Origin of the sequence: Streptosporangium saharense, from assembly GCF_014203715.1 — a bacterium.
Lineage (GTDB): Bacteria > Actinomycetota > Actinomycetes > Streptosporangiales > Streptosporangiaceae > Streptosporangium > Streptosporangium saharense.
Genome location: NZ_JACHJP010000003.1, coordinates 328,848 through 355,229, shown reverse-complemented (window position 1 = coordinate 355,229; position 26,382 = coordinate 328,848). Strand labels below are relative to the sequence as shown.

26 protein-coding genes are annotated in these 26,382 nt (G+C 72.2%); 20 read left to right on the top strand and 6 right to left on the bottom strand.

Annotated elements, in window-relative coordinates; translation table 11 throughout:
- The first annotated feature begins 444 nt into the window (after nt 1–444).
- Together FHS44_RS17585 and FHS44_RS17580 are read left to right on the top strand one after the other, a co-directional pair.
- Nucleotides 445–1,041 (top strand): DUF3000 domain-containing protein, encoded by a 597-nt coding sequence (locus FHS44_RS17585; protein ID WP_184715919.1) that lies wholly within the window; start codon nt 445–447, stop codon nt 1,039–1,041.
- Entirely contained in the window at nt 1,038–2,264 is a 1,227-nt protein-coding gene (locus FHS44_RS17580) for a ribonuclease D (RefSeq protein WP_184715917.1), read from the top strand. The genes FHS44_RS17585 and FHS44_RS17580 overlap by 4 nt, the downstream gene beginning before the upstream one ends.
- 14 nt (nt 2,265–2,278) lie before the next feature.
- Here FHS44_RS17580 and FHS44_RS17575 read toward each other — a convergent pair whose 3' ends face one another.
- The gene (locus tag FHS44_RS17575) at nt 2,279–4,033 is read right to left on the bottom strand and encodes an ABC transporter ATP-binding protein (RefSeq protein WP_184715916.1); all 1,755 of its coding nucleotides are present in this window, start codon (nt 4,031–4,033) and stop codon (nt 2,279–2,281) included.
- Nucleotides 4,030–5,931, bottom strand: coding sequence for an ABC transporter transmembrane domain-containing protein (locus FHS44_RS17570; RefSeq protein WP_221460926.1), 1,902 nt, complete (start codon nt 5,929–5,931; stop codon nt 4,030–4,032). The genes FHS44_RS17575 and FHS44_RS17570 overlap by 4 nt, the downstream gene beginning before the upstream one ends.
- A gap of 91 nt (nt 5,932–6,022) precedes the next feature.
- Between FHS44_RS17570 and FHS44_RS17565 the strand changes: the two genes are divergently transcribed.
- The 12 genes from FHS44_RS17565 to FHS44_RS17510 all read left to right on the top strand — a co-directional run bounded on the left by FHS44_RS17565 (nt 6,023) and on the right by FHS44_RS17510 (nt 16,560).
- Entirely contained in the window at nt 6,023–6,871 is an 849-nt protein-coding gene (locus FHS44_RS17565; RefSeq protein ID WP_221460925.1) for a helix-turn-helix domain-containing protein, read from the top strand.
- Nucleotides 6,872–6,981: 110 nt separating this feature from the next.
- Entirely contained in the window at nt 6,982–7,962 is a 981-nt protein-coding gene (locus FHS44_RS17560; RefSeq protein WP_184715912.1) for an ABC transporter substrate-binding protein, read from the top strand.
- Between the two features lie 5 nt (nt 7,963–7,967).
- The gene (locus FHS44_RS17555; RefSeq protein WP_184716611.1) at nt 7,968–8,990 is read left to right on the top strand and encodes an ABC transporter substrate-binding protein; all 1,023 of its coding nucleotides are present in this window, start codon (nt 7,968–7,970) and stop codon (nt 8,988–8,990) included.
- Nucleotides 8,991–9,020: 30 nt separating this feature from the next.
- The gene (locus FHS44_RS17550; protein ID WP_184715910.1) at nt 9,021–9,911 is read left to right on the top strand and encodes a siderophore-interacting protein; all 891 of its coding nucleotides are present in this window, start codon (nt 9,021–9,023) and stop codon (nt 9,909–9,911) included.
- Nucleotides 9,908–10,945, top strand: a complete 1,038-nt coding sequence (locus FHS44_RS17545; RefSeq protein ID WP_184715908.1) for an iron chelate uptake ABC transporter family permease subunit — start codon at nt 9,908–9,910, stop codon at nt 10,943–10,945. The genes FHS44_RS17550 and FHS44_RS17545 overlap by 4 nt, the downstream gene beginning before the upstream one ends.
- Nucleotides 10,942–11,988 (top strand): FecCD family ABC transporter permease, encoded by a 1,047-nt coding sequence (locus FHS44_RS17540; RefSeq protein ID WP_184715906.1) that lies wholly within the window; start codon nt 10,942–10,944, stop codon nt 11,986–11,988. The genes FHS44_RS17545 and FHS44_RS17540 overlap by 4 nt, the downstream gene beginning before the upstream one ends.
- A 24-nt stretch (nt 11,989–12,012) precedes the next feature.
- Complete coding sequence (locus FHS44_RS17535; RefSeq protein ID WP_184715904.1) at nt 12,013–12,816, top strand: ABC transporter ATP-binding protein; 804 nt, start codon at nt 12,013–12,015, stop codon at nt 12,814–12,816.
- 79 nt (nt 12,817–12,895) lie between these two features.
- Entirely contained in the window at nt 12,896–13,405 is a 510-nt protein-coding gene (locus tag FHS44_RS17530) for an RNA polymerase sigma factor (RefSeq protein WP_184715902.1), read from the top strand.
- Nucleotides 13,402–14,184, top strand: a complete 783-nt coding sequence (locus tag FHS44_RS17525) for a hypothetical protein (protein ID WP_184715900.1) — start codon at nt 13,402–13,404, stop codon at nt 14,182–14,184. Before FHS44_RS17530 ends, FHS44_RS17525 begins: the two co-directional genes overlap by 4 nt.
- Nucleotides 14,181–14,882, top strand: coding sequence for a hypothetical protein (locus tag FHS44_RS17520; protein ID WP_184715898.1), 702 nt, complete (start codon nt 14,181–14,183; stop codon nt 14,880–14,882). The genes FHS44_RS17525 and FHS44_RS17520 overlap by 4 nt, the downstream gene beginning before the upstream one ends.
- Nucleotides 14,879–15,679 (top strand): ABC transporter permease, encoded by an 801-nt coding sequence (locus FHS44_RS17515; RefSeq protein WP_184715897.1) that lies wholly within the window; start codon nt 14,879–14,881, stop codon nt 15,677–15,679. Before FHS44_RS17520 ends, FHS44_RS17515 begins: the two co-directional genes overlap by 4 nt.
- A gap of 14 nt (nt 15,680–15,693) precedes the next feature.
- Nucleotides 15,694–16,560 carry an ABC transporter ATP-binding protein gene (locus tag FHS44_RS17510; protein WP_184715894.1) on the top strand — a complete coding sequence of 289 codons (867 nt, stop codon included), beginning with the start codon at nt 15,694–15,696 and terminating at the stop codon, nt 16,558–16,560.
- Nucleotides 16,561–16,563: 3 nt separating this feature from the next.
- On the opposite strand, the gene FHS44_RS17505 is transcribed toward FHS44_RS17510, so the two are convergent.
- On the bottom strand, nt 16,564–17,001 hold the full coding sequence (locus tag FHS44_RS17505; RefSeq protein WP_184715892.1) for a hypothetical protein: 438 nt from the start codon (nt 16,999–17,001) through the stop codon (nt 16,564–16,566).
- 70 nt (nt 17,002–17,071) lie between these two features.
- Here FHS44_RS17505 and FHS44_RS17500 point away from each other — a divergent pair, with 70 nt between their 5' ends.
- Genes FHS44_RS17500 through FHS44_RS17490 form a run of 3 tightly spaced genes read left to right on the top strand, consistent with a single transcriptional unit; the run spans nt 17,072 to nt 19,449 of the window.
- Nucleotides 17,072–17,758, top strand: coding sequence for a response regulator transcription factor (locus FHS44_RS17500; RefSeq protein ID WP_184715890.1), 687 nt, complete (start codon nt 17,072–17,074; stop codon nt 17,756–17,758).
- Complete coding sequence (locus tag FHS44_RS17495) at nt 17,755–19,029, top strand: sensor histidine kinase (protein WP_184715889.1); 1,275 nt, start codon at nt 17,755–17,757, stop codon at nt 19,027–19,029. The genes FHS44_RS17500 and FHS44_RS17495 overlap by 4 nt, the downstream gene beginning before the upstream one ends.
- 57 nt (nt 19,030–19,086) lie before the next feature.
- Entirely contained in the window at nt 19,087–19,449 is a 363-nt protein-coding gene (locus tag FHS44_RS17490; protein ID WP_184715887.1) for a PepSY domain-containing protein, read from the top strand.
- 31 nt (nt 19,450–19,480) lie between these two features.
- Here FHS44_RS17490 and FHS44_RS17485 read toward each other — a convergent pair whose 3' ends face one another.
- Nucleotides 19,481–19,828: a YciI family protein gene (locus tag FHS44_RS17485; RefSeq protein ID WP_184715885.1), complete on the bottom strand. Its 348-nt coding sequence runs from the start codon at nt 19,826–19,828 to the stop codon at nt 19,481–19,483.
- A gap of 169 nt (nt 19,829–19,997) precedes the next feature.
- Complete coding sequence (locus FHS44_RS17480; protein ID WP_184715883.1) at nt 19,998–20,618, bottom strand: HNH endonuclease family protein; 621 nt, start codon at nt 20,616–20,618, stop codon at nt 19,998–20,000.
- Nucleotides 20,619–21,022: 404 nt separating this feature from the next.
- On the opposite strand from FHS44_RS17480, the gene FHS44_RS17475 reads away from it, so the two are divergent.
- From FHS44_RS17475 to FHS44_RS17465, 3 genes are all read left to right on the top strand, one after another.
- Nucleotides 21,023–22,222 (top strand): thiolase family protein, encoded by a 1,200-nt coding sequence (locus FHS44_RS17475; protein ID WP_184715881.1) that lies wholly within the window; start codon nt 21,023–21,025, stop codon nt 22,220–22,222.
- Nucleotides 22,219–24,303, top strand: coding sequence for a 3-hydroxyacyl-CoA dehydrogenase NAD-binding domain-containing protein (locus FHS44_RS17470; RefSeq protein WP_184715879.1), 2,085 nt, complete (start codon nt 22,219–22,221; stop codon nt 24,301–24,303). Before FHS44_RS17475 ends, FHS44_RS17470 begins: the two co-directional genes overlap by 4 nt.
- A gap of 101 nt (nt 24,304–24,404) precedes the next feature.
- Nucleotides 24,405–24,782: an SSI family serine proteinase inhibitor gene (locus tag FHS44_RS17465; RefSeq protein WP_184715877.1), complete on the top strand. Its 378-nt coding sequence runs from the start codon at nt 24,405–24,407 to the stop codon at nt 24,780–24,782.
- A gap of 3 nt (nt 24,783–24,785) precedes the next feature.
- On the opposite strand, the gene FHS44_RS17460 is transcribed toward FHS44_RS17465, so the two are convergent.
- A complete protein-coding gene (locus FHS44_RS17460; protein ID WP_184715875.1) occupies nt 24,786–26,279 on the bottom strand; it encodes an amino acid permease in 1,494 nt (497 codons plus the stop codon).
- Nucleotides 26,280–26,382: the final 103 nt, after the last annotated feature.

The window sequence follows — 26,382 nt, the reverse complement described above, 5'->3', positions numbered from 1 at the left end:
ATCCGGGACCGGCACGCCCCGGGAGGTGCGGCGCCGCGCGGAGCGATCATGTTTCCGGGTACAGTTCCTCCCATTGACGAATCTGGTCCGGTCCTCGGCTGGGCCAAATGTTCGCCAAGTCACCGCGCGGCATCATTCCGGCACCACTTTCGGGACACGCCGAGCACGTTGCGCGGAAATGTCGGCGCGACGTGCCAACGTCGGACCACGACCCGACGAAAGGCCTGTGCGATGTCCACGATGTGGGGTTCACCCGAGCACCGCGGTGAGCACTGCGCTTCCTGTGCCGACGAGCGGGTGTCCGAGCACTCCCCCCGTGCCCTCCCCCACTACGCGGACGCGCCCGCCCCCCACCGGGCGGCGGCAGTGGCTTGATCGGTCCCGATGGCTCCTACACACACCCCAGTGGTCCCCATGCGTTCAGTTCCGACCTACGCTTCCGGTATGACCGCCGGTGACGCGCCGCCCGCTCCCGCCGCCTTCACGCGGGCCGCGGCCAGCATGCGTCCCGCCGAGGTCAGGCCGGAGATCGAGCTGGAGGACATCCCGGCGCCACAGCGCCTCGCCCCCTACTCGGCCGCCATCGGCGCGTCGGTCTACCGCGACGACGACGAACTCGCGGTCGGCCGTCTCATCATGCTCTTCGACCCGGACGGCCAGCGTGGCTGGGACGGCCAGTTCCGGCTGGTCGCCTACGTCCGGGCCGACATGGAGCCGGAGATCACCGAGGATCCACTGCTCGGCCCCGTCGCGTGGAGCTGGCTCACCGAGTCTCTCGACGCGCACGGCGTCGCCTACGCCGCCGCCGGAGGCACCGTCACCAAGGCGGTTTCCGAGGGCTTCGGCAACAAGGACGGAGACCCGGTGACCACGGAGCTTGAGCTGCGCGCCTCCTGGTCCCCGCTGGAGGAGGACCTCTCCGGCCATGTCGCCGCCTGGTGCGATCTGATGTGCCTCGCGGCCGGTATACCACCCCTGCCACCCGACGTGGCGAGCCTGCCGCCACGCCGTCGCGAAGATCCGGAGTCCTTCCGAACGTGACCGACGAGACAACCATCGTTCCGCTGCTGGAGCCGCGAGAGGGAATCCCACCCGTCATCGAGGACGAGGCCGACCTCGCACGTGTCGTGCGCGCCTTCGCCGAGGGCACCGGGCCGGTCGCCGTCGACGCTGAGCGCGCCTCGGGATACCGCTACAGCGGGCGCGCCTACCTGGTGCAGTTGCGCCGCGCCGGTGCGGGCAGCGCGCTGATCGACCCGACCCACTGCCCCGACCTGTCCGACCTCGACGCGGTGCTCGCCGACGCCGAGATCGTGCTGCACGCCGCCTCCCAGGACCTGCCGTGCCTGGCCGAGCTGAACTTCCACCCCCGTGAGCTGTTCGACACCGAGCTGGCCGGACGGCTGCTCGGCTACGAGCGGGTCGGCCTGGGGATGATGGTGGAGAACGTCCTGGGCCTGAGGCTGGAGAAGGGCCACTCGGCCGCCGACTGGTCCACCAGGCCGCTGCCCGAGGACTGGCTGCGTTACGCGGCACTCGACGTCGAGGTCCTGGTCGAGCTGCGGGACGTCCTGCACCGGGAGCTTGACGCCAGCGGGAAGCTGCCCTGGGCGCAGGAGGAGTTCGCCGCGGTGCTGGCGCACAGGTCCCCCGCGCCGCGCTCCGACCCGTGGCGGCGCACCTCGGGCATCCACAAGGTCCGCTCGCTGCGCGGCCTCGCCGTGGTCAGGGAGCTGTGGACGCTGCGTGACCGCCTGGCCAGGGAGTCCGACCTCGCGCCTGGCCGGGTGCTGCCCGACGCGGCGATCGTCACCGCAGCCCTCGAACAGCCCCGCACGACCAAGGCGCTCACCGAGATCCCCCCGTTCACCGGCCGCAGCGCCCGCAGGCACCTGCGCGACTGGCTGGCCGCGATCGGCAGGGCCCGCGCGCTGCCCGAGTCCCAGCTCCCGCAGCCGAGCGCGCCCGGCGACGGGCCGCCGCCCGCCAACCGGTGGATGGACCGCGACCCGGTCGCCGCGAGGCGCCTCGCCGCCGCGAGGGCCGTGGTGGCCGCGCTCGCCGACGAGCACCACATGCCGACGGAGAACCTCGTCCAGCCGGATGCCGTACGCCGCCTGACCTGGGAGCCTCCGGCCGTCATCGACGACGAGACCGTCGCGGCCCGGCTGCGGGAGCTGGGCGCGCGTGAGTGGCAGATCGGGCTGACCGCCCACCCCATGGCCAAGGCGCTGGTCCGCCTTGAGACCAAGGGCGAGGTCTGACCGTACGGCCTGCGCTACGCCGGTGTCGCGCGCGACCACGCCCGCCACAGCGTCGCGTAGCGGCCCCCGGCGGCCAGCAGGTCCTCGTGCGTGCCCCGCTCGACGACGGCGCCGTCCTCCATGACGACGACGACGTCGGCGGTGGCCGCCTGGGACAGCCGGTGGGCGACGACCACCGAGGTGCGCCCGGCCAGGGCGGCCTCCGAGGCCCGGTCGAGCAGGTCGGCGGCGACGGTCCCGGCCTCCGCGGTGGCCTCGTCGAGCACGGCGACCGGGGGGTCGGCGAGCACGAGCCTGGCCAGGGCCAGGTGCTGCGCCCGCGCCGCGGAGAGGCGGTGCCCCCCGGCGCCGACCTCGGTGTGGATCCCGTCGGGCAGGTCCCCGACCCAGTCCGCGCCGAGCAGGCCGAGGACCCGCAGGATCTCCTCCTCGCTCGCGTCCGGCGCGAACAGGCGCAGGTCGTCGGCGACGGTGCCGGAGAAGACGTGGACCTCCTGGCTCAGCAGCACGACCCGGTCGCGGCGTTCGGCGGGTGAGAGAGCGGCCGGTGCCAGGCCGTCGACCGCGACGCGGCCCTCCTGGGGTGGGTGGACCCCGGCGACGAGCTTGGCGAGCGTGGACTTCCCGGCACCGCTGGCCCCGACCACGGCCATCCGCCGTCCCCGTTCCAGCGACAGGGACACCCCGCGCAGGACCGGGCGGCCGGGGACGTAGGAGTGGCTCACCCCCTCGACCTCGACGGCCGGGCCGTACCTTTCGGGGATCTTCGGATGGTCCTCCCGCCGGAGGGGCAGGGCGGTGACGCCGAACAGCCTGGCCAGGCCCGCGGCGGCTCCCTGCAGTTCGTCCACGTTCGACAGCAGCGCCCCGACCGGGGCGAACAGGTTGTGGAAGTACAGCGCGGCGGCCGTCGCCTCGCCGAGGCTCGCCCTACCGGTCGTGACCAGCCAGTATCCGGTGACGAGGACCGCGGCGAGCCCGGCGAACTCGGCGATGTTCAGGCGCCCGAAGAAGATCGTGCGCAGCCGTACGGCGCGCAGGTCGTAGCCGATCGCGTGCTCGGAGGTCCTGGCGATCTCGGACAGGTGCCGGTCTCCCTGGCGCAGGGAGGTGACGGTCGTGGCGCCGCCGAGCGTCTCGATGAGCCGCTGCCCCCGCTCGGCCTCCGCGGCGCGGCCCTCCCGGTAGACGGGGCCGGAGCGGGACAGGAACCAGCGCAGCGCGCCGTACTGGACGGGGGTCGCGATCAGGGCGGCCAGGACGAACCATCCGTCGAGCAGGCCCATGCCGACGACGGTCAGCGCGATGGTGAACGACGCCGACAGGCAGGAGGGCAGCACCCGCCCGATGGCGACGTTCACCGCCTCGGCGTCGCCGGAGACGCGGGAGACGAGGTCGCCGCTGCCCGCCCGTTCGACAGTCGCGGCGGGCTGCGCGAGCGCGGTGGCGAACACCCGCTCCCGCAGTTCGCTCAACGCGCCCTGGGTGAGCCTGGCCAGCAGGACCGCGCCCCACCGGCCGAGGGCGACGCCGGCGGCGGTCGCGGCCAGCAGCCCGCCCGCGGGCCACAGCAGCGCCGGGAGGGGATCGGCGCGCACGACCGCGTCGACCATGGCGCCCAGCAGCGCGGGGACGAGGAGGCCCGCGGCCGTTCCCGTCAGCAGCACCACGACCGTCCCAGCGAGCAGGAGCCTGTGGCGGGCGAGCAGCCGTACCGCCTGACGGACGGTCTCCCCGGTCGAGGCGACGGGCAGCCTCTCCTGGCTCATCGGCCCTCCCCCGCGAGCGCCGGACGCAGGACCCGGTCGCAGGCGTGCAGCAGGCCGGGACTGCGGGTGATCAGGATGATCGTCCTGTCCGGGAAGCCGCGCAGGGCCTGGCCGACGCGCTGCTCGGTGACGCTGTCCACCGAGGTCGTCGGCTCGTGCAGCACCACGACCGGCTGCGGCTGGTGCAGCGCGCGGGCCAGGAGCAGGCGCTGACGTTGGCCGCCGGACAGCAGATGCCCCTGTTCCCCGACCTCGGAGCGCAGCCCGTGCGGCAGGTGGGTCAGCACCTCGTCGAGACCGGAGGCGGCGAGCGCGGCGGGGTCGGAACCCTCCCGGGCGAGGTTGTCCGCCACGGTGCCGGTGAAGACGCTCGCCTCACGCGGCGGGGCGAAGACCCGCTCACGCACCCGTTCCGGGCCGAGCCGTACGGCGTCGGCACCGCCGAGCAGGTACCGGCCCGGTTCGACCGGGATGCGGTAGGCCAGCACGTCAAGGAGTTCGGCGGCGGCGTCCCCGGCGTCGATCCCGAGCAACTCGCCCCGACGCGCCTCGATCGTCTCCCCGCCGACCCGCACGCTCAGCACCGGCCCCTGCTCCCCTTCCGAGGGGCCGACGTGTCCCACTTCGGAGGTCGCGTACGGCGTGGCCAGCAGTTCGGCGAGTCTGCGGGCCGAGCCGCGTTTGGCCGCCAGCTCGGCGCCGAGGAACCCGAGCTGCTCCATCGGCGAGCGGACGAACTGGGCCAGTCCCACCACGGAGACCAGCCCGCCGACCGTGATCGTCCCGTTCAGCGCCAGCCACGAGGCGGCCAGGGCGATCCCGGTGAGGAAGATCCCGGCGACGCCCGCGTTGACCGCGGACAGCCGCGCCTGGGCGTCCGCGGTCGCCAGCGCGGCCCGCATCGAGGCGCGGCTCGCGTCACGGTAGCGGGCGGCCGCCGCGCCCTCGGCGCCGTAGCCCTTCAGCACCCGCAGCCCCACGGTGAAATCCGTGGCCAGCGTGCCCGCCCGCGCCGCCTGCCTGCGTTCTGCATACACCCGTTCGTCCAGGGGACGGCTCAGCCGGTGGACCAGCGCGAGCTGCGCGGCGGTCGCGGCGAGCACGCCCAGCGCCAGCGGCCAAAAGATCAGCGCGAGGGCCGTGACCGCCGTCACCAGGGCCGCCACGCAGGCGCCCTGCTCGCTCACGACCCAGGAGAAGCCCGAGACGTTCGAGGCGTCCGACGTCGAGATCGTCAGGATCTCGCCGGGCGCCCGCGTCACCGCCATGCCCCGGGGATGCAGGATCCTGCGCGCGGCCAGCAGCCGCAGTTCGTGCTCGCCGTAGACGTACACGCGCGTGTTCAGCCGGGTCGCGACCCGCCAGCAGAGGATCAGCCCGGCGAAGACGGCGGCCAGCGCCCCGAGCCACCCGGCCAGGGCGGCCACGTCGGCGCCGCCCACGGCACGATCGACGATCACCCCGATCAGCACGGGCACCAGCGCCTCGGCGACCTGGTGTCCCGCGAGCCCGGCGCCGGCGACCGCCAGCAGACGGCCACGCCCGTGGGCGAGACAGGCGTACCGGATCAGCCCACCTGGCCCGAGGTCCTTCGGGGGTTCCCGGGTTTCCGGGACTTCTCGGGCGGCGTTCCGGGGAGCGGCGGGCGTGGTGTCCTGTACGGCCTCCACGACGCTCCGCGCGGGGTCATCCTGTACGGCATCGCGCACGATGGCCTTCGCGGTGTCCTGCGCAGGATCGTCCTGTACGGCGGCGCGTGGGGCGGCCTGCGCGGCTTTCTCCACGGTGTCCCGCGCGGAATCGTCCTGCATGGCGTCCCGGGGGGTGTCCCGTACGGCATGCGTGATGGCGTCCTGGGTGGCGTTAGGGATGGGTGGATTTGGGGGAACCACGGGCATTCTTCGACGCTATGGACTCTGGGGTTCAGCCAGCAATGCGGTACTTTGACACTTCATGCCGGTAAACCGCCAAACCGCACCAACCATCCGTTTGTGGGGCGCCCCCACCCTGGAGCCTCCGGTCTGGAGTGAGCCTGTCTCCCCGCCCGGCAGGATGGTCCCCGAGCCGTGGCTCCTCACCTCAAGCCGGTACGACAACGACACGCCCGAGGTGTGGGACACCCACGCCCACCACGAGCACGAGCTGATCTGGTCGGGCGGCGGGGTGATGACCGTCGAGGCCGAGGGGCAGCTCTGGATGGTTCCCCCGGTGCTGGGCATCTGGATCCCGGCGGGTGTCCCGCATCGTGTCCGCGCCGAGTCGGGCAGCGTCTCCTTCGCCACCTGCTTCGCCCCCGAGCGCACGGACATCGGCTGGGACGGCATCGTCGGCATCGCGCTCACCTCGGTGCTGCGGGAGCTGCTGCTGTACAACATGAACGAGGAGATGCCCGCCGACCTGCGGCTACGGCTACAGCGGCTCGCCGTCGACCTGCTGCGTCCCGTCCAGGCCGCCTCGCTGGACATCCGCATGCCCGCCGACGCGCGGCTGCGCGGGATCGCCGAGCGGATCGTCGCCGACCCCGCGGACGACCGCACGACCCAGGAGTGGGCGCTGCGGCTCGGCTTCAGCGCGCGCACCCTGACCCGCGGCTTCCTGCGGGAGACCGGGCTGAGCCTGACCCAGTGGCGCATCCTCGTGCGGATCCGTACCGCGCTGATCGAGATCGCGGCGGGGCGGCCGGTCACCGTCGTCGCCGGGCGGCTCGGCTACGCCAACCCCAGCACCTTCATCGACCTGTTCCGGCAGGTGACCGGGCACACCCCGGCCGTGTACTTCCGCACCTTCTCCACCCTCGACGGCACCGAACTCGGCCTGGAGGGTCAGCGAAGGAGATAGCGGCTGTCCAAAAACCGGGACAACTCGTCCACCTGCCCAGATGACTTTCCGTGATCCACCAGATTAGGTAAGGCATACCTAATCAAATCGGCCATCAAGGAGGACACGCGGTGAAGGCAGGACCACATCCGGCCACCACGCCGACCAGGCGGGGATTCCTGGGGATGACGGCCACACTGGCCGCGACCGGACTGCTGAGCGCGTGCTCCCGCGAGTCCGGCCCCGAGGAGCCGGAGAAGAAGGCCGCCGCGCCGACGACCCGGACGGTGACGACCCCCCTGGGCAGCTACGCCATCCCCACCGACCCCAGACGGGTCGTGGCGGTGGACTCGCGGGTGGACCTCGAACCCGCCCTCGCGCTCGGCCTGCCAGTGATCGGCTACAACCACAGCAAGGCCAGACCCTGGGTGCCCGTGGACCCCGGGGTGCCCTTCCTGAGCGACAAGCCCAACCTCGAACAGATCCTGTCGCTCGGCCCCGACCTGATCGTCTGCTGCCACGCGGGCGGCGAGTGGTGGCCCGACGACAAGCTCAGGAGCATCGCCCCGGTGCTGACCACCGACTTCATGATCCACTGGCGGGAGAACCTGACCAGGCTCGCCACCTGGCTCGGGCGCACCGACCGCCTGGCGAAGCTGACTGCCGACTACGACGCGCGGATGGCCGAGATCAAGAACCGCCACGGCGACCTGATCAAGGCTTCCAAGGTCGCCGCGATCTCCTACCTCCCCGACGAGGGACAGGTCTACGTCAGCAGCACGTGGAGCACCGACAAGGGACTGCTGCCGACCGCGGCCACGCTCCAGGAACTCGGCGGCACCTCCCCCGAGGCCAAGCTGTTCTCCTCCGCGGAGAACGGGCTCAGCATGGAGCAGCTCGACCGCATCGCCGACTGCCGGGGCTTCATGATCAACGGCAGCCAGGCGGACTTCGACGCCCTGATGTCCCACCCGCTGTGGCGCAGGCTTCCCGCCGTGAAGCGCGGGGCGGTGACGTTGCTCGAAGGCGACGTCTACTACGGCTCGATCTACACGGCGCCGAAGGTCGCCGACGGCTGGGACGCGCTCTACACGAAGGTGGCGGCCGCGTGAGGACCATGAGCCCCCGCGTCCACGACGCCGAGTGGCAGCGGATCGTGGACGACCTCACCCGCCGAGGGCTGTTCGGCGCGGGTGCCGTCCTGGCGGCCTCCGCCGTACTCGCCGGATGTGGGTCAGAGGAGCCGCGCGCCCAGGGCACGTCAGGGGGCGGCACCCTGCGCTACGGCTGGGACGGCTTCACCGGGCAGGTGCCGAAGGACCCCCGGCGGGTCGTCGTGCTCGACGGCCGGGTCGATCTGGAGTTCGCGATGCTGATGGGCTATCCGATCGTCGGGGCGGGCAACTTCTGGTTCCCCGGCGAGAGGATCGGCTTCCAGTTCCCCGGGCGGACGATCGAGACCGCCCAGCCGGTCAACACCGCGGGCGACTACAGGGTCAACTTCGAGCGGCTGCTCGGCCTGGACCCCGACCTGATCGTGATGAACGCCTACGGTTACCGGAGCGACTGGTACGGCAACGAGCGCCTGGCCACCATCGCGCCCCTGCTCGTGGTCGGCGACGACGTGCCGCCCTACCGGGACGCCCCGGTCAACTGGCGTGCCGCGCTGGACCGGCAGTCCGCCCAGCTTGGCCGTACCGAACAGAGCCGGGCGGCGACCAGGGACTACGACGCCAGGCTGGCCGCGCTGCGGCCGCTGCTGCGGGAGCGGCTCGGCGGCAGGAAGATCGTGCTGGGCGTCTACGCCGAGTCGGGCTTCCTGGTGCACCGGCGCACCCTGACCACGACCGTGTGCGCCGAGGCGGGCCTCGACCTGCCGTTCAGGGACGACCACGACGCGGAGAACGGGCTGTCGCTGTCCGCCGAGCAGCTCGGCCGCCTCGACGAGGCGGACCTGATCATCGCGCAGGTGAGCGACCCCGCCTGGCGGAAGGCGACCGCCGCCAACCCGGTGTGGGCCAGGCTGCCCGCCGTCGCCGCCGGGAAGGTGATCGACACCGACGCCCGCTACAACCAGGGGTTCGCGCTCACCGCGACGATCTTCCTGGACGTGCTCGAACGCGCCGCGACGCTGTTCTGAGTCCCCACGTTTCCCCTGAGAGAGGCACCGATGAGCATCGAACTGCGCCGTGGCACGGTGGTCGAGACGATCCGGCTCACCCCGGGCATGGTCCGGGTCGTCTTCGGCGGCCGGGAGCTGCGTGGCTTCCCCGGCACCGGCGTGGGGGACGAGTACCTGCGCCTGCACTTCCCGGTCCCCGGGACCGGCGAGTTCGTCCTGCCGGTCGACAACCCCGAGGGACGCGGATGGAGCTATCCCGAGGGCAGCACACCCTCCCCCTGCCAGCCGTACACCGTGCGCCGCCTGGACGCCGCGCGCGGCGAGATGACCATCGACTTCGTGGTCCACGAGGGCGGGGTCGCCAGCGAGTGGGCGCGGGCGGCCAGGCCGGGTGACCAGCTCTTCGTCGGGGGGCCGCGCGGGCTCTACGAACCGCCCGCCGACACCGTCTGGCACCTGTTCGCCGCCGACGCCACCGGCCTGCCCGCGCTCGGCAGGCTCGTCGAGCAGCTTCCCGCGCACGCCAGGGCCCACGCGATCGTCGAGGTGGCCCACGAGTCGCACGCGCAGCGGATCGACGCGGCCGCCGACGTCACGTTCACCTGGCTGTACGGCAGCGGCAACGGGGTGGCCCCCAGCCTGCTGCCGGAGGCGGTGCGCGGTCTCCCGCTGCCCAAGGGACCCGGCTACGTCTGGGCCGCGGGAGAGAGCACGATGCTGCGCGGCATCCGCCGTCACCTGCGCCACGGGCTCGGACTCCCCGGACACCGCTACAAGATCATCGGGTACTGGACGCACCGGGCCGAGGAGTGGCAGGCCCGCTACGACGCGCTCGACGAGGAGGTCCGCGCGCGGCTCGACTCCGTCTGGGAGTCCGGCAGGGACGAGGAGGAGATCCGCGACGAGGTCGAGCGGACCCTGGAGCGCGCGGGACTGTGAGCACCGCTCGTGAGGCCGCGGCGCCCGGCCTGGTGGGGACGAACGCGCGGCGGAGCCTGTGGCTGCTCGTCTGCGTGGGCGCGCTGGTGCTCGTGCTGCTGCTCGGCATCGCGGTCGGGTCGAAGAACATCCCGCTGCGGACTGTCGTCGAGGCGCTGCTGCACCACGACGACTCCGGCGACCACATCATCGTGTGGCAACTGCGACTGCCGCGCACCCTGCTCGGCCTGGTCACCGGCGCCGCGCTCGGGGTCTCCGGCGCGCTCATCCAGGCGCTGACCCGCAACCCGCTGGCCGACCCCGGCATCCTCGGGGTCAACGCGGGGGCGGGCTTCGCGGTGACGCTCGGCGTCGGCTTCCTCGGCCTCAGCGACATCACCGGCTACCTGTGGTTCTCCTTCGCGGGCGCCATCGCCGTGACGGCGCTCGTCTACGCGCTCGGCTCGGTCGGCCGCGCCGGGGCCACGCCGATCAGGCTGACCCTGGTCGGGGTGGCCGTCGGCGCGCTGCTCGGCGGCGTGTCCACCGGGATCACCCTGTTGCGGCCCGAGGTTTTCGACACGATGCGCTCCTGGGGCGCCGGTTCGCTGGCCGGGCGGGACGGGCGCACCGTGCTGGTCGTGCTGCCCTTCGTCCTGGCCGGGCTGGCGCTCGCCCTGGTCGCGGCCAGGCCGCTGAACGCGATCGCCCTCGGCGACGACCTCGCCAGGACGCTCGGCGCCCGCATCACCCGCACCCGGGTGGCCGTGATCACCGCGGTCACGCTGCTGGCCGGGGCGGCGACCGCGGCGGCCGGGCCGATCGGGTTCGTCGGGCTGATGGTCCCGCACGTCGTCCGCTGGTTCGTCGGGCCCGACCAGCGCTGGATCATCCCCTACACGATCGTGTGCGCGCCGATCCTGCTCACGGTCGCCGACGTGGCCGGGCGGGTCGTGCTGTCGTCGCAGGAGCTGCGGGTCAGCGTGGTGACCGCCTTCGTCGGCGCCCCGGTGCTGATCCTGCTGGCCCGCCGCGCGAAGGTGAGCGCCCTGTGACCCCGGTCGACTTCGGGCGCGGGACGCTGGTCGTGCGCACCCGCGCCCTCTCCCTGCGCCTGGACACCAGGACGATCGTGACGACGACGGTCTTCCTCGCCCTGGCCGTCGTGGTGCTGCTGCTCTCGCTGGCCTCGGGTGAGGCCCCGATCCCGCTGCCGCGGGTCGTGCGCGCCCTGTTCGGCGGTGGAACGGCCGCCGAACACATGGTCGTCGTCGACTGGCGGCTGCCCAGGGCGCTGCTGGCCGTACTGCTCGGCGCGGCCCTCGCCGTCAGCGGCGCGATCTTCCAGTCGCTGACCCGCAACCCGCTCGGCTCCCCGGACGTCATCGGGTTCTCCGCGGGCTCCTACACCGGCGCGCTTGTCGTCATCGTGATCATCGGCGGCGGCTACTACCAGATCGCCGCGGGCTCGCTCGCCGGTGGCCTCACCACCGCGGTGCTGGTCTACCTGCTGGCCTACCGCAGGGGCGTCCAGGGGTTCCGGCTGATCATCGTCGGCATCGGGGTCACCGCCATGCTCGGCGCCGTCAACACCTGGCTGGTCCTGACCGCCAGCCTCAACGAGGCGATGCAGGCCGCCACCTGGGGGGCCGGGTCCCTGAACGGGCTCGGCCACGACCAGCTCTGGCCGGTGCTGACCGTCACGGCGGTGCTGCTGCCCGTCACGATCGCCTTCGGCCCTGTCATGCGGCAGCTCGAACTCGGTGACGACGCCGCGGCCGCGACCGGGGTGCGTGGCGGTACGGCCAGGCTCGCCCTGGTGGTCGTGGGCGTCGCCTCGACGGCGCTGGCCACGGCGGCGGCGGGGCCGATCGCCTTCGTCTCCCTCGTGGCGCCGCAGATCGCCCGGCGGATCACCGGCACCTCCGGCGTCGCCCTGATCCCCTCGGCCGCGCTGGGAGCACTCCTGCTCGGCGCCGCCGACCTGGCCGCGCAGCGCCTGTTCGCCCCGTCCCAGCTTCCGGTCGGCGTGATGACGGTCTCCATCGGCGGGTGCTACTTCGTCTGGCTGCTGCTGCGCGAGTCCAACCGGAGCTGACCACCACCCCCGTACAGGAGCGCCATGACCACCACCCAGGCCCCCCGGCTGCGCGCGGACGGCGTCACGATCGGCTACGACAGGCGGGTCATCTCCGCGAACCTGTCGCTGCGGATCCCCGACGGCTCGTTCACCATGATCGTCGGCCCCAACGCCTGCGGGAAGTCCACCCTGCTGCGCGGCCTGTCCGCGCTGCTGCGGCCCACGGCCGGGCGGATCGTCCTCGACGGCAGGACGATCACCTCCTACCGGTCCAAGGAGGTCGCCCGCCTGCTCGGCCTGCTGCCGCAGAGCTCGATCGCCCCCGAGGGCATCACCGTCGCCGACCTGGTCGCCAGGGGCCGCTACCCGTACCAGAAGCTCATCAGGCAGTGGTCGGCCGCCGACGAGGCCGCCGTGGTGTCCGCGATGCGGGCGACCGACGTCACCGGCCTGTCCGCCCGGCACGTGGACGAGCTGTCCGGCGGCCAGCGCCAGCGGGTCTGGATCGCCATGGTCCTGGCGCAGGAGACCCCGCTCCTGCTGCTGGACGAACCAACGACCTTCCTCGACATCGCCCACCAGATCGAGCTGCTTGAGCTGCTCACCGACCTCAACCGTGACGGCCGTACGATCGTCGCCGTCCTCCACGACCTCAACCACGCCGCGAGGTACGGCACGCACCTCGTCGCCATGAAGGACGGCGCCGTCCACACCGAGGGCCCGCCCGCCGAGGTCGTCACCGAGGCCGTGGTCGGCGACGTCTTCGGCCTGCCGTGCACCGTCGTCGCCGACCCCGTCTCCGGCACCCCCATGGTCGTCCCCCTGGGCCGTAGCAGACAGCCGTGAACCCCGGCCTGGGCGCGCCGCTACAGACCCGTCGAACGGGCCATCATGACGGGACGGCGACGGACGGACGCGGGGACAGGTGGATGACACGCGGGTGTTGGCGAGGGTCGCGGACGGCGACGCGGAAGCGCTCGGTGAACTGTACGAACGGCACGCCGGGCCGCTGTTCGGCTTCCTGTACCGGCTCGCGGGAGACCGGGGCACGGCCGAGGAGATCCTGCAGGACACGTTGCTCGCCGTGTGGCGCTCCGCCACGACCTACCAGGGCCGCTCCAGCGTGAGCACCTGGCTGTTCGGGGTCGCGCGCAGGCAGGCGCACAACCGGCTGCGCGGACTTCCCCCGCCGTCGGCGGCCGAGCCGTACGAGCGGGCCGACGACGTGCCCGGTCCGGAGGAGCTGGCCGTCGGGGCCGGGCGCGTGCAGGACGCCCTGGTACGGCTGCCGCTCGCGCAGCGCGAGGTGGTGGTGCTCGCCTTCCTGTGCGACCTCGGCCACCGGGAGATCTCCGAGATCCTCGGCATCCCGCCCGGCACGGTCAAGAGCCGCCTGCACCACGCCCGCGCGACCCTCAGGGGGGTGCTCCGATGAGCGAGCAGGACCGGTGGCCGGAGCTGACGGGGATCGGCGACGGCCTGCCGCCGCCCCCGGGGCGGGAGATCGTGCGGGAGGCGCTGCGCAGGTCGGCGCTCACGGGCGGGCGGGCTCCCTCGGTGCCGAGGATCGTCAGGGCGTGGGAGCTGCTGGTGATGGAGGCCCGCGTCCAGCCGGTGTCGATCTGGCTGGTCTCGGCGCTGGTCATGGCGGCCGGAATCGCCCTCATGCTGGCCAGGCCGTACACGGCGGGGCCCGTGCTCGCCCTGCTCGCGCCGCTGGTCGCGGGGGCGGGCATCGCGGCGGCGTACGGCCCGCGCGACGACGGGGTGGCCGAGCTGGTGGCCGTCACGCCGACGTCGCCCCGGGTGATCCTGCTGGCCAGGATGACGCTGGTGTTCGGCTACGACCTGCTGCTGGGGCTGGCCGCCTCGGTGCTGCCTTCCCTGTCGCCCTTCGGCCCGGTCCCGGCCGGGCCGTTCGCGCTGGTCATGGTGTGGCTCGGGCCGACGGCGGTGATCTCGGCGCTCAGCCTGCTGCTTTCTGTGTGCTGGCGCGCCGAGGCCGCCGCCGGGGGCGCCCTCGTGGCGTGGGGCCTGTACGCGTTCTCCTTCACCGGCTCCCTCACCGGTTCGTTCACCGGCTGGTCCTCCTGGTGGCCACGGGCGACAGGTCCCGGGACGATCGGCCTGGCGCTGGCGCTCACGCTGGCCGCCGTCGCCGTCGCCGGTCTGGGTGAACCGTTCCGGCGTCCGCGCGCAACCAACCGATCATGAAGCACTTCCACCTGTGGTCGCACGAGACCCGAGGGGCCGGTCCCGCGGCCCTGATCACGCCCCCGGCGCTGGCGCTCACGGCCGTGCTGCTCGGCCTGCTCGCCCCCCGGATCGGCGCGCGTGAGCCGGTCGCGGCACGTCTGCTCCTCGGCGTGGCCGAGATGGGGGTCCCACTGCTGACCGGCCTGCTCGCGGCCTCGCTCGTCGGCGGGGACCGGGCCGCCGAGCTGCGGCTGTCGCTGCCCTCCCCCTACCGGGCCACGGTGCTGCGCCGCGTGGCCGTCACGGTCGGCTGGGCGGGCCTGTGCGCCCTGCCGGTCCTCGCGCTGCTGTCGGCCAGGGACTGGTGGCGGCTGCTGCCCGTCTCCCCCGGCGTTCTCGCCGGTCAGCTCGTCTGGCTCTCCCCCACCCTGTGGCTGACGGCCCTCGGGCTGCTCGCCTGGACCCTCTCCAGGAGCACGGTCGCGGCGGCGGCCACGGTCGCGCTGGTCTGGCTGGCCGGGCTGACGCTGTTCGGCGTCTCCGGGGGCGGCACGGTCCCGGGCCCGCTCGACCTCTTCGCCACCACGCGGGGCGTGGCGGAAGAGAGCTGGCTGCCCAACCGCCTGCTCCTGCTGGTGAGCGCCGTACCCCTGGCGGTGGCCGCGTGGCTTCTGCTCGGGAACGACGAGCGTGTCCTCGGGGGTGGGGAGCGGTGATCGCGACCCTGCGCCACGAGTTCGGCATGCAGATCCGCCGCCCGGCCCTGTGGATCGTCTACGGCCTGGCGTTCGTCCTGCTGGTGATCTCCTTCCGGCAGGGATACCTGATCCCCGACATCGGCCGCGTCCCCAGGAGCGTCACCACGGACCTGCTCGCCGTGGTCGGCACGGTCAACGTGCTGATGCCGATGGCCTACGGCTGCCTGCTGGCCGACCGGCTCGTCAGGGACGGGCGGCTCGGCGTCTCCGAGGTGCTGGACGCCGCCCCCGCGAGCCGTACGGGCCGCCTGCTCGGCAAGTATCTGGGCGCCTGCGCGGCCACCGCGGTGCCGATCGCGCTCGTCTACTTCGGCCGGGTCGCCGTCTACGCGGTCACCGAGGGCGGGCCAGGGGCGCTTCCGCTGTCCGTGCTGGTCTTCGCCGCGACGGCCCTGCCCGGTCTGCTCTTCGTCGGGGCGCTCGCGCTGGCCGGGCCGCTGCTGGTCCCGCTGCCGCTGTTCCGGGTGCTGTTCGTCGGTTACTGGTTCTGGGGGAGCCTCATCCCCGCGGACATGATGCCCACCCTGTCCCACACGGTCCTCTCACCCGGCGCCCACTACGCGGAGTTCGGGCTCCTCTACACCGCCCCGTCCGACCCCTACGTGCTGCCCTACGGCCCCTGGCCCGACGCGGTGCTGAACGTCCTGCGGCCCGTGGCGAGCCCCGGCGCCGCCTTCCTGTGGATGGGGGTGATGGCCGTGCTCACCGTGGCCGTCCTGCTGCTCGTCCGCCTGCACACCTCCCGTACCGCGTGACCACGGAGCATCACATGCGCATCGAGATCTCCCGGCTGACCAAGACCTACCGGGGCGGGGTCCACGCCCTCGACGGGATCGACCTGGACGTGCCCACCGGCATGTACGGCCTGCTCGGCTCGAACGGGGCGGGCAAGACGACCCTCATGCGGGTCCTGGCCGGGCTGCTCAGGCCCACCTCGGGGACCGTCAGGATCGGCGGGCACGACGTCACGACCTCGGCGGGGCGGCTGGCCGTACGGCGGGAGCTGGGGTATCTGCCGCAGGACCTGGGCGTCTACCCCGACATGACGGCGCGCGGGTTCCTCGACTACGTCGCGCTGCTCAAGGGGCTCGACTCGCGTCCCTTCAGGCGCCGCAGGATCGGCGAGCTGCTGGACGTGGTCGGCCTGTCTGGGGTCGCCGACCGCAGGCTGGGCCGCCTGTCCGGGGGGATGGTACGGCGGGTCGGCGTCGCCCAGGCGCTGCTCGGCGATCCGAAGCTGCTGGTCGTCGACGAGCCGACGACCGGCCTCGACCCGGAGGAGCGGATCCGGCTGCGGATCATGCTCGGCGAGCTGGCCGGGGAGCGCACGGTGCTGCTGAGCACGAACCTCGTCGAGGACGTGGCCGAGACCTGCCGGTCGCTGGCCGTGCTGGCGGCGGGGCGGCTGCTGTTCGACGGTTCCACGTCGAGGCTGGTCGCCCGGGCGGAGGGGCTGGTGTGGACGGTCACCACGCCGGGTCCGGCGCCCTCGGGCAGGATCGTCTCGGCGCTGCCCACGGACGCGGGGACGCGCTACCGCGTGGTCGCCCCTGAGCGCCCCGCGCCCGAGGCCGAACCCGTGGAACCGACCCTTGAGGAGGGCTATCTGGCGCTGATGGAGACCACGCGCGTCTGAGTTCTACGGCTTCACCGTGTGGACGGGCTGGTCGCCGGGGGCGCAGCGGACCTCGACCTTGAGTTCCGTGTCGCCCGACTCGAACTCGACGGTCGCCTTCGAGGCCGGGCCCGGTTCCGCGTCGTCGACGGAGTAGCCCTGGGCCGGGCTCCAGGAGCGCAGCCGTACCAGACCGTCCTGGCAGGCGGCGACCACGCTGCCGCCGGGGGTGCTGATCACCTTCGTGCGGGCGGAGGCGCCGGGAGAGGAGGCCGGGGAGGGCAGCGGCGGACGCGCGGAGGCGGCGGCCAGCTCGGCGCGGACCTCCTTGGGCGTCAGCGCGTGACCGGCGGCGCCGCTGAGGGGGGCGCCGAGCACATTCAGGACGGCGACCCCCGCGACGGTCGCGGCGGCCGCAGTGGCCAGCCACCCGGTCAGGGCCAGCAGCAGCCGTCTTCGCATCTCCCTCTCCCCTCCGTCAGGGCCAGGGTAGGTCACGCACCCCGGTTCAGCGTCTACGGTGGGCATCACCATGGCCGAGATCCTGCTCATCGAGGACGACGTGACGATCCGCACGGCCCTCACCCGGGGCCTGCGGGAGCTGGGTCACGCCGTCTCCTCCTGCACGACGGCCCTCGACGGGCTGCGCGTGGCCCTGCGTGACCGCCCCGACCTGGTGGTTCTCGACCTCGGGCTGCCCGACCTCGACGGTGCCGAGCTGCTGCGCATGCTCAGGGCGGTGAGCCGGGTGCCCGTGATCGTCGCGACCGCCCGGGGCGGGGACGCCGAGATGGTGCCCGTCCTCGACGCGGGGGCCGACGACTACGTGACCAAGCCGTTCAGCGCGGCGCAGCTCGACGCCCGGGTCCGGGCGGTCCTGCGCCGCGCCGGGCAGGAGCGGGCCCAGGAGGACACGGCGGTCACGGTCGCCGGGCTGCGCCTTGACCCGCGCACGCGCGAGGCGACCCTGGACGGGGCGGCGCTCGAACTGACGCCCCGCGAGTTCGACCTGCTGCACTTCCTGGCGGTCCGCGCGGGCGAGGTGGTGACCAAGCGGGAGCTGCTGACCGAGGTCTGGCAGGTCCCGTACGGCGGAGCCGACAAAACGGTGGACGTCCACCTGTCGTGGCTGCGGCGCAAGCTCGGTGAGACGGCGCAGGAGCCCCGCTACCTGGTGACCGTGCGCGGGGTCGGCGTCAAGCTGGTCGAACCGTCGTGAGGCGCTGGCTGGCGCTGGTCATGGCGGCCACCACCTCGCTGGTGCTGGTCGCCCTTCTGGTGCCGATGGCCCTGCTGATCGGCACGGTCGCGGAGAACGCCGCCGTCGACCGCGCTACCGACACGGCCGAATCGGTAGCCGCGGCCGTCGGCACCCTGTCGGCGGGAGACCTGACGCTCACGGTCGAGCAGGTCGCGGCGTCCGGGGGCTACCCGCTGACGGTCTTCCTGCCGGGCGGGGAGACGATCGGCCAAGCCGCGCCCCGCTCCGACGCGGTCCGCCTGGCGGCGCTCGGTCGCAGCGTCACCGCGCGGGTGCCCGGTGGCGTCGAGGTCCTCGTCTCGGTGCAGAGCCCGACGCTGGGCACCGTGGTCGTGCGGGCGTTCGTGAGCGACGCCGACCTCGGCCGGGGGGTGCGGGAGGCGTGGGCCGGGCTGCTGATCCTCGGGCTGGCGCTGACCGGCCTCGGCATCGCGGTCGCGGACCGGCTGGCCAGGACCGTGACGGCGTCGATCACCGCCCTGGCCGGGGTCTCCCACCGGCTCGCCGGGGGTGACCTGACCGCCCGCGCCGTACCCGAGGGACCGCCGGAGGTCCGCTCCGTCGCCTCGGCCCTCAACCACCTGGCCGGGCGGATCGACGACCTGCTGGCCGCGGAGCGGGAGTCGGTCGCCGACCTCTCCCACCGCCTGCGCACCCCGCTGACCGGGCTGCGGCTGACCGCGGAGGCCCTGTCCGACCCCGCAGAGGCGGCACAGATCGGGGCACGCGTTGACGAGCTGGAACGGGCCGTGACCTCGATCATCGACACGGCCAGGCAGCGTTCACCCGTGGGGAGGTCGTGTGACGCCGCCTCGGTGGTGGCCGACCGGGTGCGGTTCTGGTCGGTGCTGGCCGAGGACCAGGACCGGACGATGGATCTCGACCTTCCCGGGGAGGAGCTGCCGGTCGCGGTCTCCGCGGGTGAGCTGGCCGCGTGCGTGGACGCGCTGCTCGGCAACGTCTTCGCGCACACCCCAGAGGGCACCCCATTTGGTGTACGGCTCACGCCCGGCGCCGGGGGCGGCGCGGTGCTGGCCGTGACCGACGCGGGTCCCGGCTTCGACGCCGGGCTGCTGGACCGGGGCAGCAGCGGGGGCGGTTCGACCGGCCTGGGGCTGGACATCGCCCGCCGTACCGCGGAGTCGTCGGGTGGGTCGCTGGACGTGCGCGCGTCCGGGGAGGGCGGCGCCCGCGTCGAGGTGGCCTTCGGCCCGCCCGCGCGGTCTTAACCTTCCCTTAGCGTTCCCGCAGCGTGGCGCTATCGCGGCGGGCCGCACAGTAAGGGCATGCGAAACATCATGAGAGCCACCATCGTCACCGCCGGTCTCGCCCTCGCCGTCGCCGGAGGTGGCGCGGCCTTCGCGGCGAACCCCTCCCCGGCGCCCTCCTCCACCTCCGCCGAGCAGGCCCCCGCCCCCGGTGAGGCCCAGGCGAAGATCCAGCGGGACGCGGCCGTCAAGATCGCTCTGGACAAGGTGCCGGGCGCCCAGCTGACCGAGGCGGAGTTCGACGGCGACGAGACCCCGACCACCTGGGAGATCGAGCTTCGCAAGGACTCCGTCGAGCACGACTTCGAGATCGACGCCACGACCGGCGCGATCCTGGAGCACGACCAGGAGACCGACCAGGAGACCGAGGACGACGACTGACCTGCCCGGCCCCCCTCACGGGACGCGCCCGTCAGGGGGGCTCGACCGGCCGGACCTCGATCGCGCAGATCCTGGCGTCGGGCCAGCGGACGGCGATCTCCAGGGCGCGTTCCTCGGTGGCGCAGTCGATCACGCAGTATCCCGCCAGATACTCCTTCGCCTCGACGAACGGCCCGTCGGTGATGATGGGGTCTCCGTCCCGCACCCGGACGGTCCTGCCCCGCGACCAGGCGGCCAGGGCCTCGCCGCCGACCCACTCCCCCGAGGCGGTCAGCTCCGCCACCAGCGCCCTGGCCTCGCCGATCAGGCCGCCCTGCTCCTCGCTCGACAGGTCTTCCCAGGTCTCGGGGTTGTTGTAGATCATCAGCACGTACTTCACGTGTGTGTTCCTCGCTGTCACGGCGACCGAAGCGGACCTCTGCTCACAGACTTATCGAAACAACAGCAGGTAGCAAGGCATAAGCCTTTTCCGGAAATTTCTGGAAACGCCGGAAAAGGGGTACGGCCGTCGCCCGGTCATGGGGCGGCGGCCGTACGGGAAGAAGGGGTCAGCAGGAGGCGAGCATGTTCTGCAGGGCGGTCTTCTCCGAGCTCTGCAGGGACAGGCCGTAGGCCCACTTCACCTGGATCCACGCCGAGGCGTAGGCGCAGCGGAAGGCGGGCAGGGACGGCTGCCAGGTCGAGGGGTCCTGGTCACTCTTCTGCTGGTTGACGTTGTCGGTGACCGCCCAGAGCTGGGGGCCGTTGAGGTCGTTGGCGAAGGCCTGTCGCTGGGCTGTGCTCCACGCCCAAGCCCCCGAGCGCCACGCCTCGGCGAGCGGCACCATGTGGTCGATGTCGACGTCACCAGAGGCGGTCCAGGTGGCGCCGTCGTAGGGGGAGTACCAGCTACCCGAGGTCGGGGCGCAGCTTGAGTTGACGACCACGCCGGAACCGTCGCGCTTGAGCACGGTCTCCCTGGTGTTGCAGGTGCCGCTGATGGTGATCCAGTGGGGGAAGAGAGCGCGGTCGTAGGTGGACTGGTGCGACTCGCTCGCGACGGTGAGCGTGCCGAGCCTGGCGGCGGCGGTGGACGGCGAGGGGATACCGGGCGGGGTGGCCCATGCCGTACCGGTCGTGAGGAGGGTGAGAAAGAGGGCGGCGAGAGCCGCGGTGACGACTCGTCTCACGAGTTGCCCCTTCTGTCTCCCGCCCCGGCCAGTCGAGGGCCTGGACTTCAACGAGGCGGGAACAGACGGAACGTCTCAAGCAGCAATAACCGCACAAATATCAGTGTTTGACGATGATATAGATGTCGATTAGGCGGATAATGCCGCCAACCATCCAAAAATATATCTCTACCTGCGGCGACACCCGAAAAGCGCGTTGGATGGATGCCATTTCTCCCATCAAACACGGAGCGAATCTCCGGTTAACTGATATTTCCGAGAAATACCCCTAATCGTCATCTCAACCGGAAATTCGATATACCGACACCCCCCACAACCGGGACACAGCCCGCCCGGTCGTACCAAAGGTTGTTACCGACGAGTAGCATGGGGTGGGTAGCCACCCAGCAACGAGGAGCGAACCCGTGCCTTCGTCTCGTGACGTCGTATTCGTCGACGGTGTGCGCACGCCCTTCGGCAAGGCGGGTCCCAAGGGCCTGTACGCCGAGACGCGAGCGGACGACCTCGTGATCCGTGTCATCCGTGAGCTGATGCGGCGTAACCCGAACCTGCCGCCCGAGCGCGTCGACGAGGTGGCGATCGCGGCCACCACGCAGATCGGCGACCAGGGCCTGACCATCGGCCGCTCCGCCGCCGTCCTGGCCGGGCTGCCGAAGACGGTGCCCGGTTACGCGATCGACCGGATGTGCGCGGGCGCCATGACCGCGGTGACCTCGGTCGCCGGGGGCATCGCCTTCGGCGCCTACGACGTCGCCATCGCCGGGGGCGTCGAGCACATGGGCCGCCACCCGATGGGCGAGGGCGTCGATCCCAACCCCCGCTTCCTCGCCGAGCGGCTCGTGGACGGCTCCGCCCTGGTCATGGGGATGACCGCGGAGAACCTGCACGACCGCTACCCGTCGATCACCAGGGAGCGCGCGGACGCCTTCGCCGTCGCCTCCCAGGAGAAGGCAGCCAAGGCCTACGCCGACGGGAACATCCAGCCCGACCTGGTCCCCATGGCGACCCGCTCCGCCGAGCGGGGCTGGGGGCTGGCAGGCGCGGACGAGGCGCCCCGCCCCGGCACCAACCTGGAGGCGCTCGCCACCCTCAAGACCCCCTTCCGCCCGCACGGCCGGGTCACCGCGGGCAACGCCTCCGGCATCAACGACGGCGCCACCGGCTGCGTCGTGGCCGCCGCCGACGTCGCCCAGGAACTGGGCCTGACGGCCAGGATGCGCCTGGTCTCCTACGCCTTCGCGGGCGTCGATCCCGAGGTCATGGGGGTCGGTCCCATCCCCTCGACCGAGCGGGCACTGCGCCTGGCCGGGCTCTCGGTCTCCGACATCGGCCTGTTCGAGATCAACGAGGCCTTCGCCGTGCAGGTGCTGGCCTTCCTCGAACACTTCGGCATCGCCGACGACGATCCCCGGGTGAACCCGTACGGCGGCGCCATCGCCTACGGTCACCCGCTGGCCTCCTCTGGGGTGCGGCTGATGACGCAGCTCGCCCGCGAGTTCGGGGAGCGCCCCGCCGTACGGTATGGCGTGACCACGATGTGCGTCGGCATGGGCATGGGCGGAACGGTCGTCTGGGAGAACCTCGCCTGGGAGGGCGCGAAGTGACCGAAAACGGAAAGAACCTCGAAACACTGTTCCCCGACGAGGTCGTCACGAAGGCGATCGTCCACGACGTCGAGCTGCCCCACGGCGCCGGTCTGATGGCGTTGATCACCCTGGACAACGGCTTCGACCACACCAAGCCGTCCACCTTCGGCCCCGCCGGGCTCGCGTCGCTCGGCGAGGCGCTCGACGCGGTCGCGGCCAGGAGCGACCTGGCGGCCGTCGGCGTCGTCGGCAAGCCGTTCATCTTCGCGGTCGGCGCCGACCTCAAGGGGCTGCCGGTGATCACCGGCCAGGAGCAGGCGCTGCGCATCGGTCAGCTCGGCCACGAGGTGTTCCGCCGCCTCGGCGAGCTGGACGTGCCGTCGTTCGCGTTCGTCAACGGCGCGGCCATGGGCGGCGGCCTTGAGATCGCCCTGCACTGCACCTACCGGACGATCTCCTCCGGGGTGACGGCCGTGGCGCTGCCCGAGTGCTTCCTCGGCCTGGTGCCCGGCTGGGGCGGCACCCAGTTGCTGCCCCGCCTCGTCGGCCCGGCCACCGCCATCAAGCTGATCGTCGAGAACCCGCTCTCCCAGAACCGCATGATCAAGGGCCCCGAGGCGTTCGCGGCGGGCGTCGCCGACGCGATGTTCGAGCCCGCCGACTTCCTTGAGGAGTCGCTGCGCTGGGCGGCCCGGGTACTGCGCGGCGAGGAGACCGTCTCCCGGACCGACCACACCGTGGACGACTGGTCCAAGACCCTCGCCGACGCCCGCTTCCTGGTCGACATGAAGCTGCGCGGCGCCTCCCCCGCCCCCTACCGCGCCCTCGACCTGATCGAGCTGGCCCGGACCGCCTCCCGCAGCGAGGGTTTCGCCGCCGAGGACCAGACGCTGGCCGACCTCCTCATGGGCGACGAGCTGCGCGCCGGTCTGTACTCCTTCGACCTGGTGCAGCGCAGGGCCAAGCGGCCCGCCGGAGCCCCCGACCGGGAGCTGGCCCGCAAGGTCACCAAGGTCGGGGTCGTCGGCGCGGGCCTGATGGCCTCCCAGATGGCGCTGCTGTTCGCCCGCCGCCTTGAGGTGCCGGTCGTGATGACCGACCTCGACCAGGAGAGGCTGGACAGGGGCGTCGGCCACGTGCACGCCGAGATCGACCGGCTGCTCGGCAGGGGCCGCCTGTCCGCCGACCAGGCCAACCGGCTCAGGGCTTTGGTGACCGGGTCGCTGACCAAGGACGCCTTCGCCGACGCCGACTTCGTGATCGAGGCGGTCTTCGAGGACCTCGGGGTCAAGAAGAAGGTGTTCGCCGAGGTCGAGGAGGTCGTCTCCGCCGAGTGCGTGCTGGCGACCAACACCTCCTCCCTGCCGGTCACCGAGATGGCCGCGGGCCTGCGGCATCCCGAGCGGGTCGTCGGGTTCCACTTCTTCAACCCGGTCGCCGTGATGCCGCTGTTGGAGATCGTCCGGGGCGCGGAGACCGACGACGCGACGCTGGCCACGGCCTTCGCCGTCGGGAAGACACTGAAGAAGTCGTCGGTGCTGGTCAAGGACGCGCCCGCGTTCGTGGTCAACCGGCTGCTGACCCGGTTCATGGGCGAGGTCATCGGCGCCGTCGACGAGGGCACCCCGATCGAGGTCGCCGACCACGCGCTCGACGGGCTCGGGCTGCCGATGACCCCGTTCACGCTGCTCCAGCTCGTCGGTCCCGCCGTCGCGCTGCACGTCGCGGAGACCCTGCACGCGGCCTTCCCGGACCGCTACGGCGTCTCGGAGAACCTCGCCCGGCTGGTGGCGGCGGGCAAGCCCGGGGTCTACGCCCCCGACCTCTCGTTGGACCGGGAGGCCACGGCCCTCTTCGCCGGTGGGACCTCTCCCTCGACCGCCGAGGAGGTACGGCTGCGCGCCCTGCGCGCGCTGGCCGAGGAGATCCGCATCATGCTCGACGAGGGCGTGGTCGCGGCGGCCCAGGACATCGACCTGTGCATGATCCTCGGCGCGGGCTGGCCGTTCCACCTGGGGGGCGTCACCCCCTACCTGGACCGCGCCGGTGTCGCCGAGCCGCGTTTCCTCCCCCGGGGCGTCGCCTCCGTCCCCGCGTGACACGCGCGGTGGCCGTCCCCTCGCCGGGGGCGGTCACCGCCGGATGATCTTTGGGACGATCCGGTCCCGATCTTTGCCCGGTGGCGGGAATGACCGATGGCATGAGAACCGTCAAGATCGTGGCCACCGTCCTGACGCTCACCGCCGCGACCATGCCCTCCCCGCTCTCCGGAGCGGTCTCCGAGTCGGCGGTCACGCTCAGCCTGTCGGTCGGCGACAGTCCGGCCAGGAGCGTCCTGCTGCGGTGCGACCGGGACGACTCCCGTCCCTCCTTCGCCACCGCCTGCGGCATGCTCGGGAGGTTCGGGGGCGACCTGACGAGGATGACCTACGACATCGACATGATCTGCGACGAGGAGCGGGTGCCGCACACCGTGAGCGCCTCGGGGACGTGGGAGGGCAGAGCCGTGCGTTTCGAGCACACCTACGACAACCGGTGCGAGCTGACGGCCCTCACCGGCCCGGTGTTCTCCTTCTGACCGCTACACCCCGGTTCCGGTCTCGGTCGGGTGGGCGACGCGGCTGTGGCGGTAGCCGTACAGGCCGTAGATGACGACACCGATGATCATCCACACCACGAACCTGAGCCAGGTCTCCACCGGCAGGTTGAGCATCAGGTAGAGGCAGGCCAGCACCGACAGGATCGGCACCAGCGGGACCAGCGGCGTGCGGAACGAACGCGGCAGGTCAGGACGGGTCCGGCGCAGGATGATCACCGCGATCGAGACGACCACGAACGCGAAGAGCGTACCGATGTTGACCAGCTCGGCGATCGTGGACAGCGGCACCAGCCCGGCCAGCACCGCGACGACGACGCCCATGATGATCGTGATCCTGGCCGGGGTGCCGTACCTCGGGTGGACCTTGGCCAGGCTCCTCGGCAGCAGGTTGTCCCGGGACATCGCGAACAGCACCCGCGACTGGCCCAGCATGAGGATCATCACGACGGTGGTGAGACCGGCCAGCGCGCCGATGCTGATAAGCGTGGCCGCCCAGGTCTGCCCGACCGCCTTGAAGGCGTCCGCCAGCGGCGCGGCCTCACTGAGCTTGGAGTACGGCTGCATGCCCACGACCACCAGGGAGACCGCGACGTACAGGACCGTGCAGATGCCGAGTGAGGCAATGATGCCGATCGGCAGGTCGCGCTGCGGGCGGCGGGTCTCCTCCGCGGCGGTCGCCACGATGTCGAAGCCGATGTAGGCGAAGAACACGATCGCCGCCGCGCCGAAGACGCCGAAGACCCCGAACGCGACCGGCGTGACGCCGAACAGCACCTGGATCAGCGGGGCCGCCAGCCCCTCGACGGCGGGCGTCTGCTGCGCGGGCGGGATGAACGGCGTGTAGTTCGCCCCGTTGATGAAGAACAGCCCCGCGACGATCACCAGCAGCACCACGGCTATCTTGATCGCGACGATGATCAGGTTCACCCGGGACGACAGTTTGACCCCGGCGACCAGGACCGCGGTGAGGATCAGCACGATCAACGCGGCGGGCAGGTTGAAGGCCGCCCCCTCCCCCGCTATCGCCTCGGGCAGATGTATCCCGAAGGAGGTCAGCAACGACGTCAGGTAGCCCGACCAGCCGACCGCGACGACCGCGGCGGCCAGGGCCATCTCCAGCGTCAGGTCCCAGCCGATGATCCAGGCGGGGAACTCCCCCAGCGTGGCGAAGGAGAAGGTGTAGGCCGACCCGGCGACGGGCACGGTCGAGGCGAACTCCGCGTAGCACAGCGCGGCCAGCGCGCAGACGATCCCGGCCACCACGAACGACAGCGCGACCGCGGGCCCGGCCAGGTCTCTCGCGACCCGTCCGGTGAGCACGAAGATTCCGGTGCCGACGATGACGCCGATGCCGAACACGGTCAGGTCGATCGCCGAGAGGTCCTTGCGCAGCCGGTGCTCGGGGGCCTCGGTGTCCCTGATCGACTGCTCGACCGACTTGACGCGTAACACTCCTCTGGAACGCCGCGCACCCATGGGGTCCTCCTTGACCATCCACAGTCGCCAACCTTTATGAGGCATGTCATGCCCAACCCGATCAGTTGATGAACGGTGATACTCGGGGTTCTTTAGGGGAAAA

Excerpts from the sequence above, each read along its gene's own strand:
- FHS44_RS17510 (WP_184715894.1), top strand. The coding sequence starts at position 15,694 with ATGCGCATCGAGATCTCCCGGCTGACCAAGACCTACCGGGGCGGGGTC.
- FHS44_RS17525 (WP_184715900.1), top strand. The coding sequence starts at position 13,402 with ATGAGCGAGCAGGACCGGTGGCCGGAGCTGACGGGGATCGGCGACGGC.
- FHS44_RS17535 (WP_184715904.1), top strand. The coding sequence starts at position 12,013 with ATGACCACCACCCAGGCCCCCCGGCTGCGCGCGGACGGCGTCACGATC.
- FHS44_RS17490 (WP_184715887.1), top strand. The coding sequence starts at position 19,087 with ATGCGAAACATCATGAGAGCCACCATCGTCACCGCCGGTCTCGCCCTC.
- FHS44_RS17550 (WP_184715910.1), top strand. The coding sequence starts at position 9,021 with ATGAGCATCGAACTGCGCCGTGGCACGGTGGTCGAGACGATCCGGCTC.
- FHS44_RS17570 (WP_221460926.1), bottom strand. The coding sequence starts at position 5,931 with ATGCCCGTGGTTCCCCCAAATCCACCCATCCCTAACGCCACCCAGGAC.
- FHS44_RS17460 (WP_184715875.1), bottom strand. The coding sequence starts at position 26,279 with ATGGGTGCGCGGCGTTCCAGAGGAGTGTTACGCGTCAAGTCGGTCGAG.
- FHS44_RS17585 (WP_184715919.1), top strand. The coding sequence starts at position 445 with ATGACCGCCGGTGACGCGCCGCCCGCTCCCGCCGCCTTCACGCGGGCC.
- FHS44_RS17465 (WP_184715877.1), top strand. The coding sequence starts at position 24,405 with ATGAGAACCGTCAAGATCGTGGCCACCGTCCTGACGCTCACCGCCGCG.
- FHS44_RS17520 (WP_184715898.1), top strand. The coding sequence starts at position 14,181 with ATGAAGCACTTCCACCTGTGGTCGCACGAGACCCGAGGGGCCGGTCCC.
- FHS44_RS17505 (WP_184715892.1), bottom strand. The coding sequence starts at position 17,001 with ATGCGAAGACGGCTGCTGCTGGCCCTGACCGGGTGGCTGGCCACTGCG.
- FHS44_RS17555 (WP_184716611.1), top strand. The coding sequence starts at position 7,968 with ATGAGCCCCCGCGTCCACGACGCCGAGTGGCAGCGGATCGTGGACGAC.
- FHS44_RS17575 (WP_184715916.1), bottom strand. The coding sequence starts at position 4,033 with ATGAGCCAGGAGAGGCTGCCCGTCGCCTCGACCGGGGAGACCGTCCGT.
- FHS44_RS17500 (WP_184715890.1), top strand. The coding sequence starts at position 17,072 with ATGGCCGAGATCCTGCTCATCGAGGACGACGTGACGATCCGCACGGCC.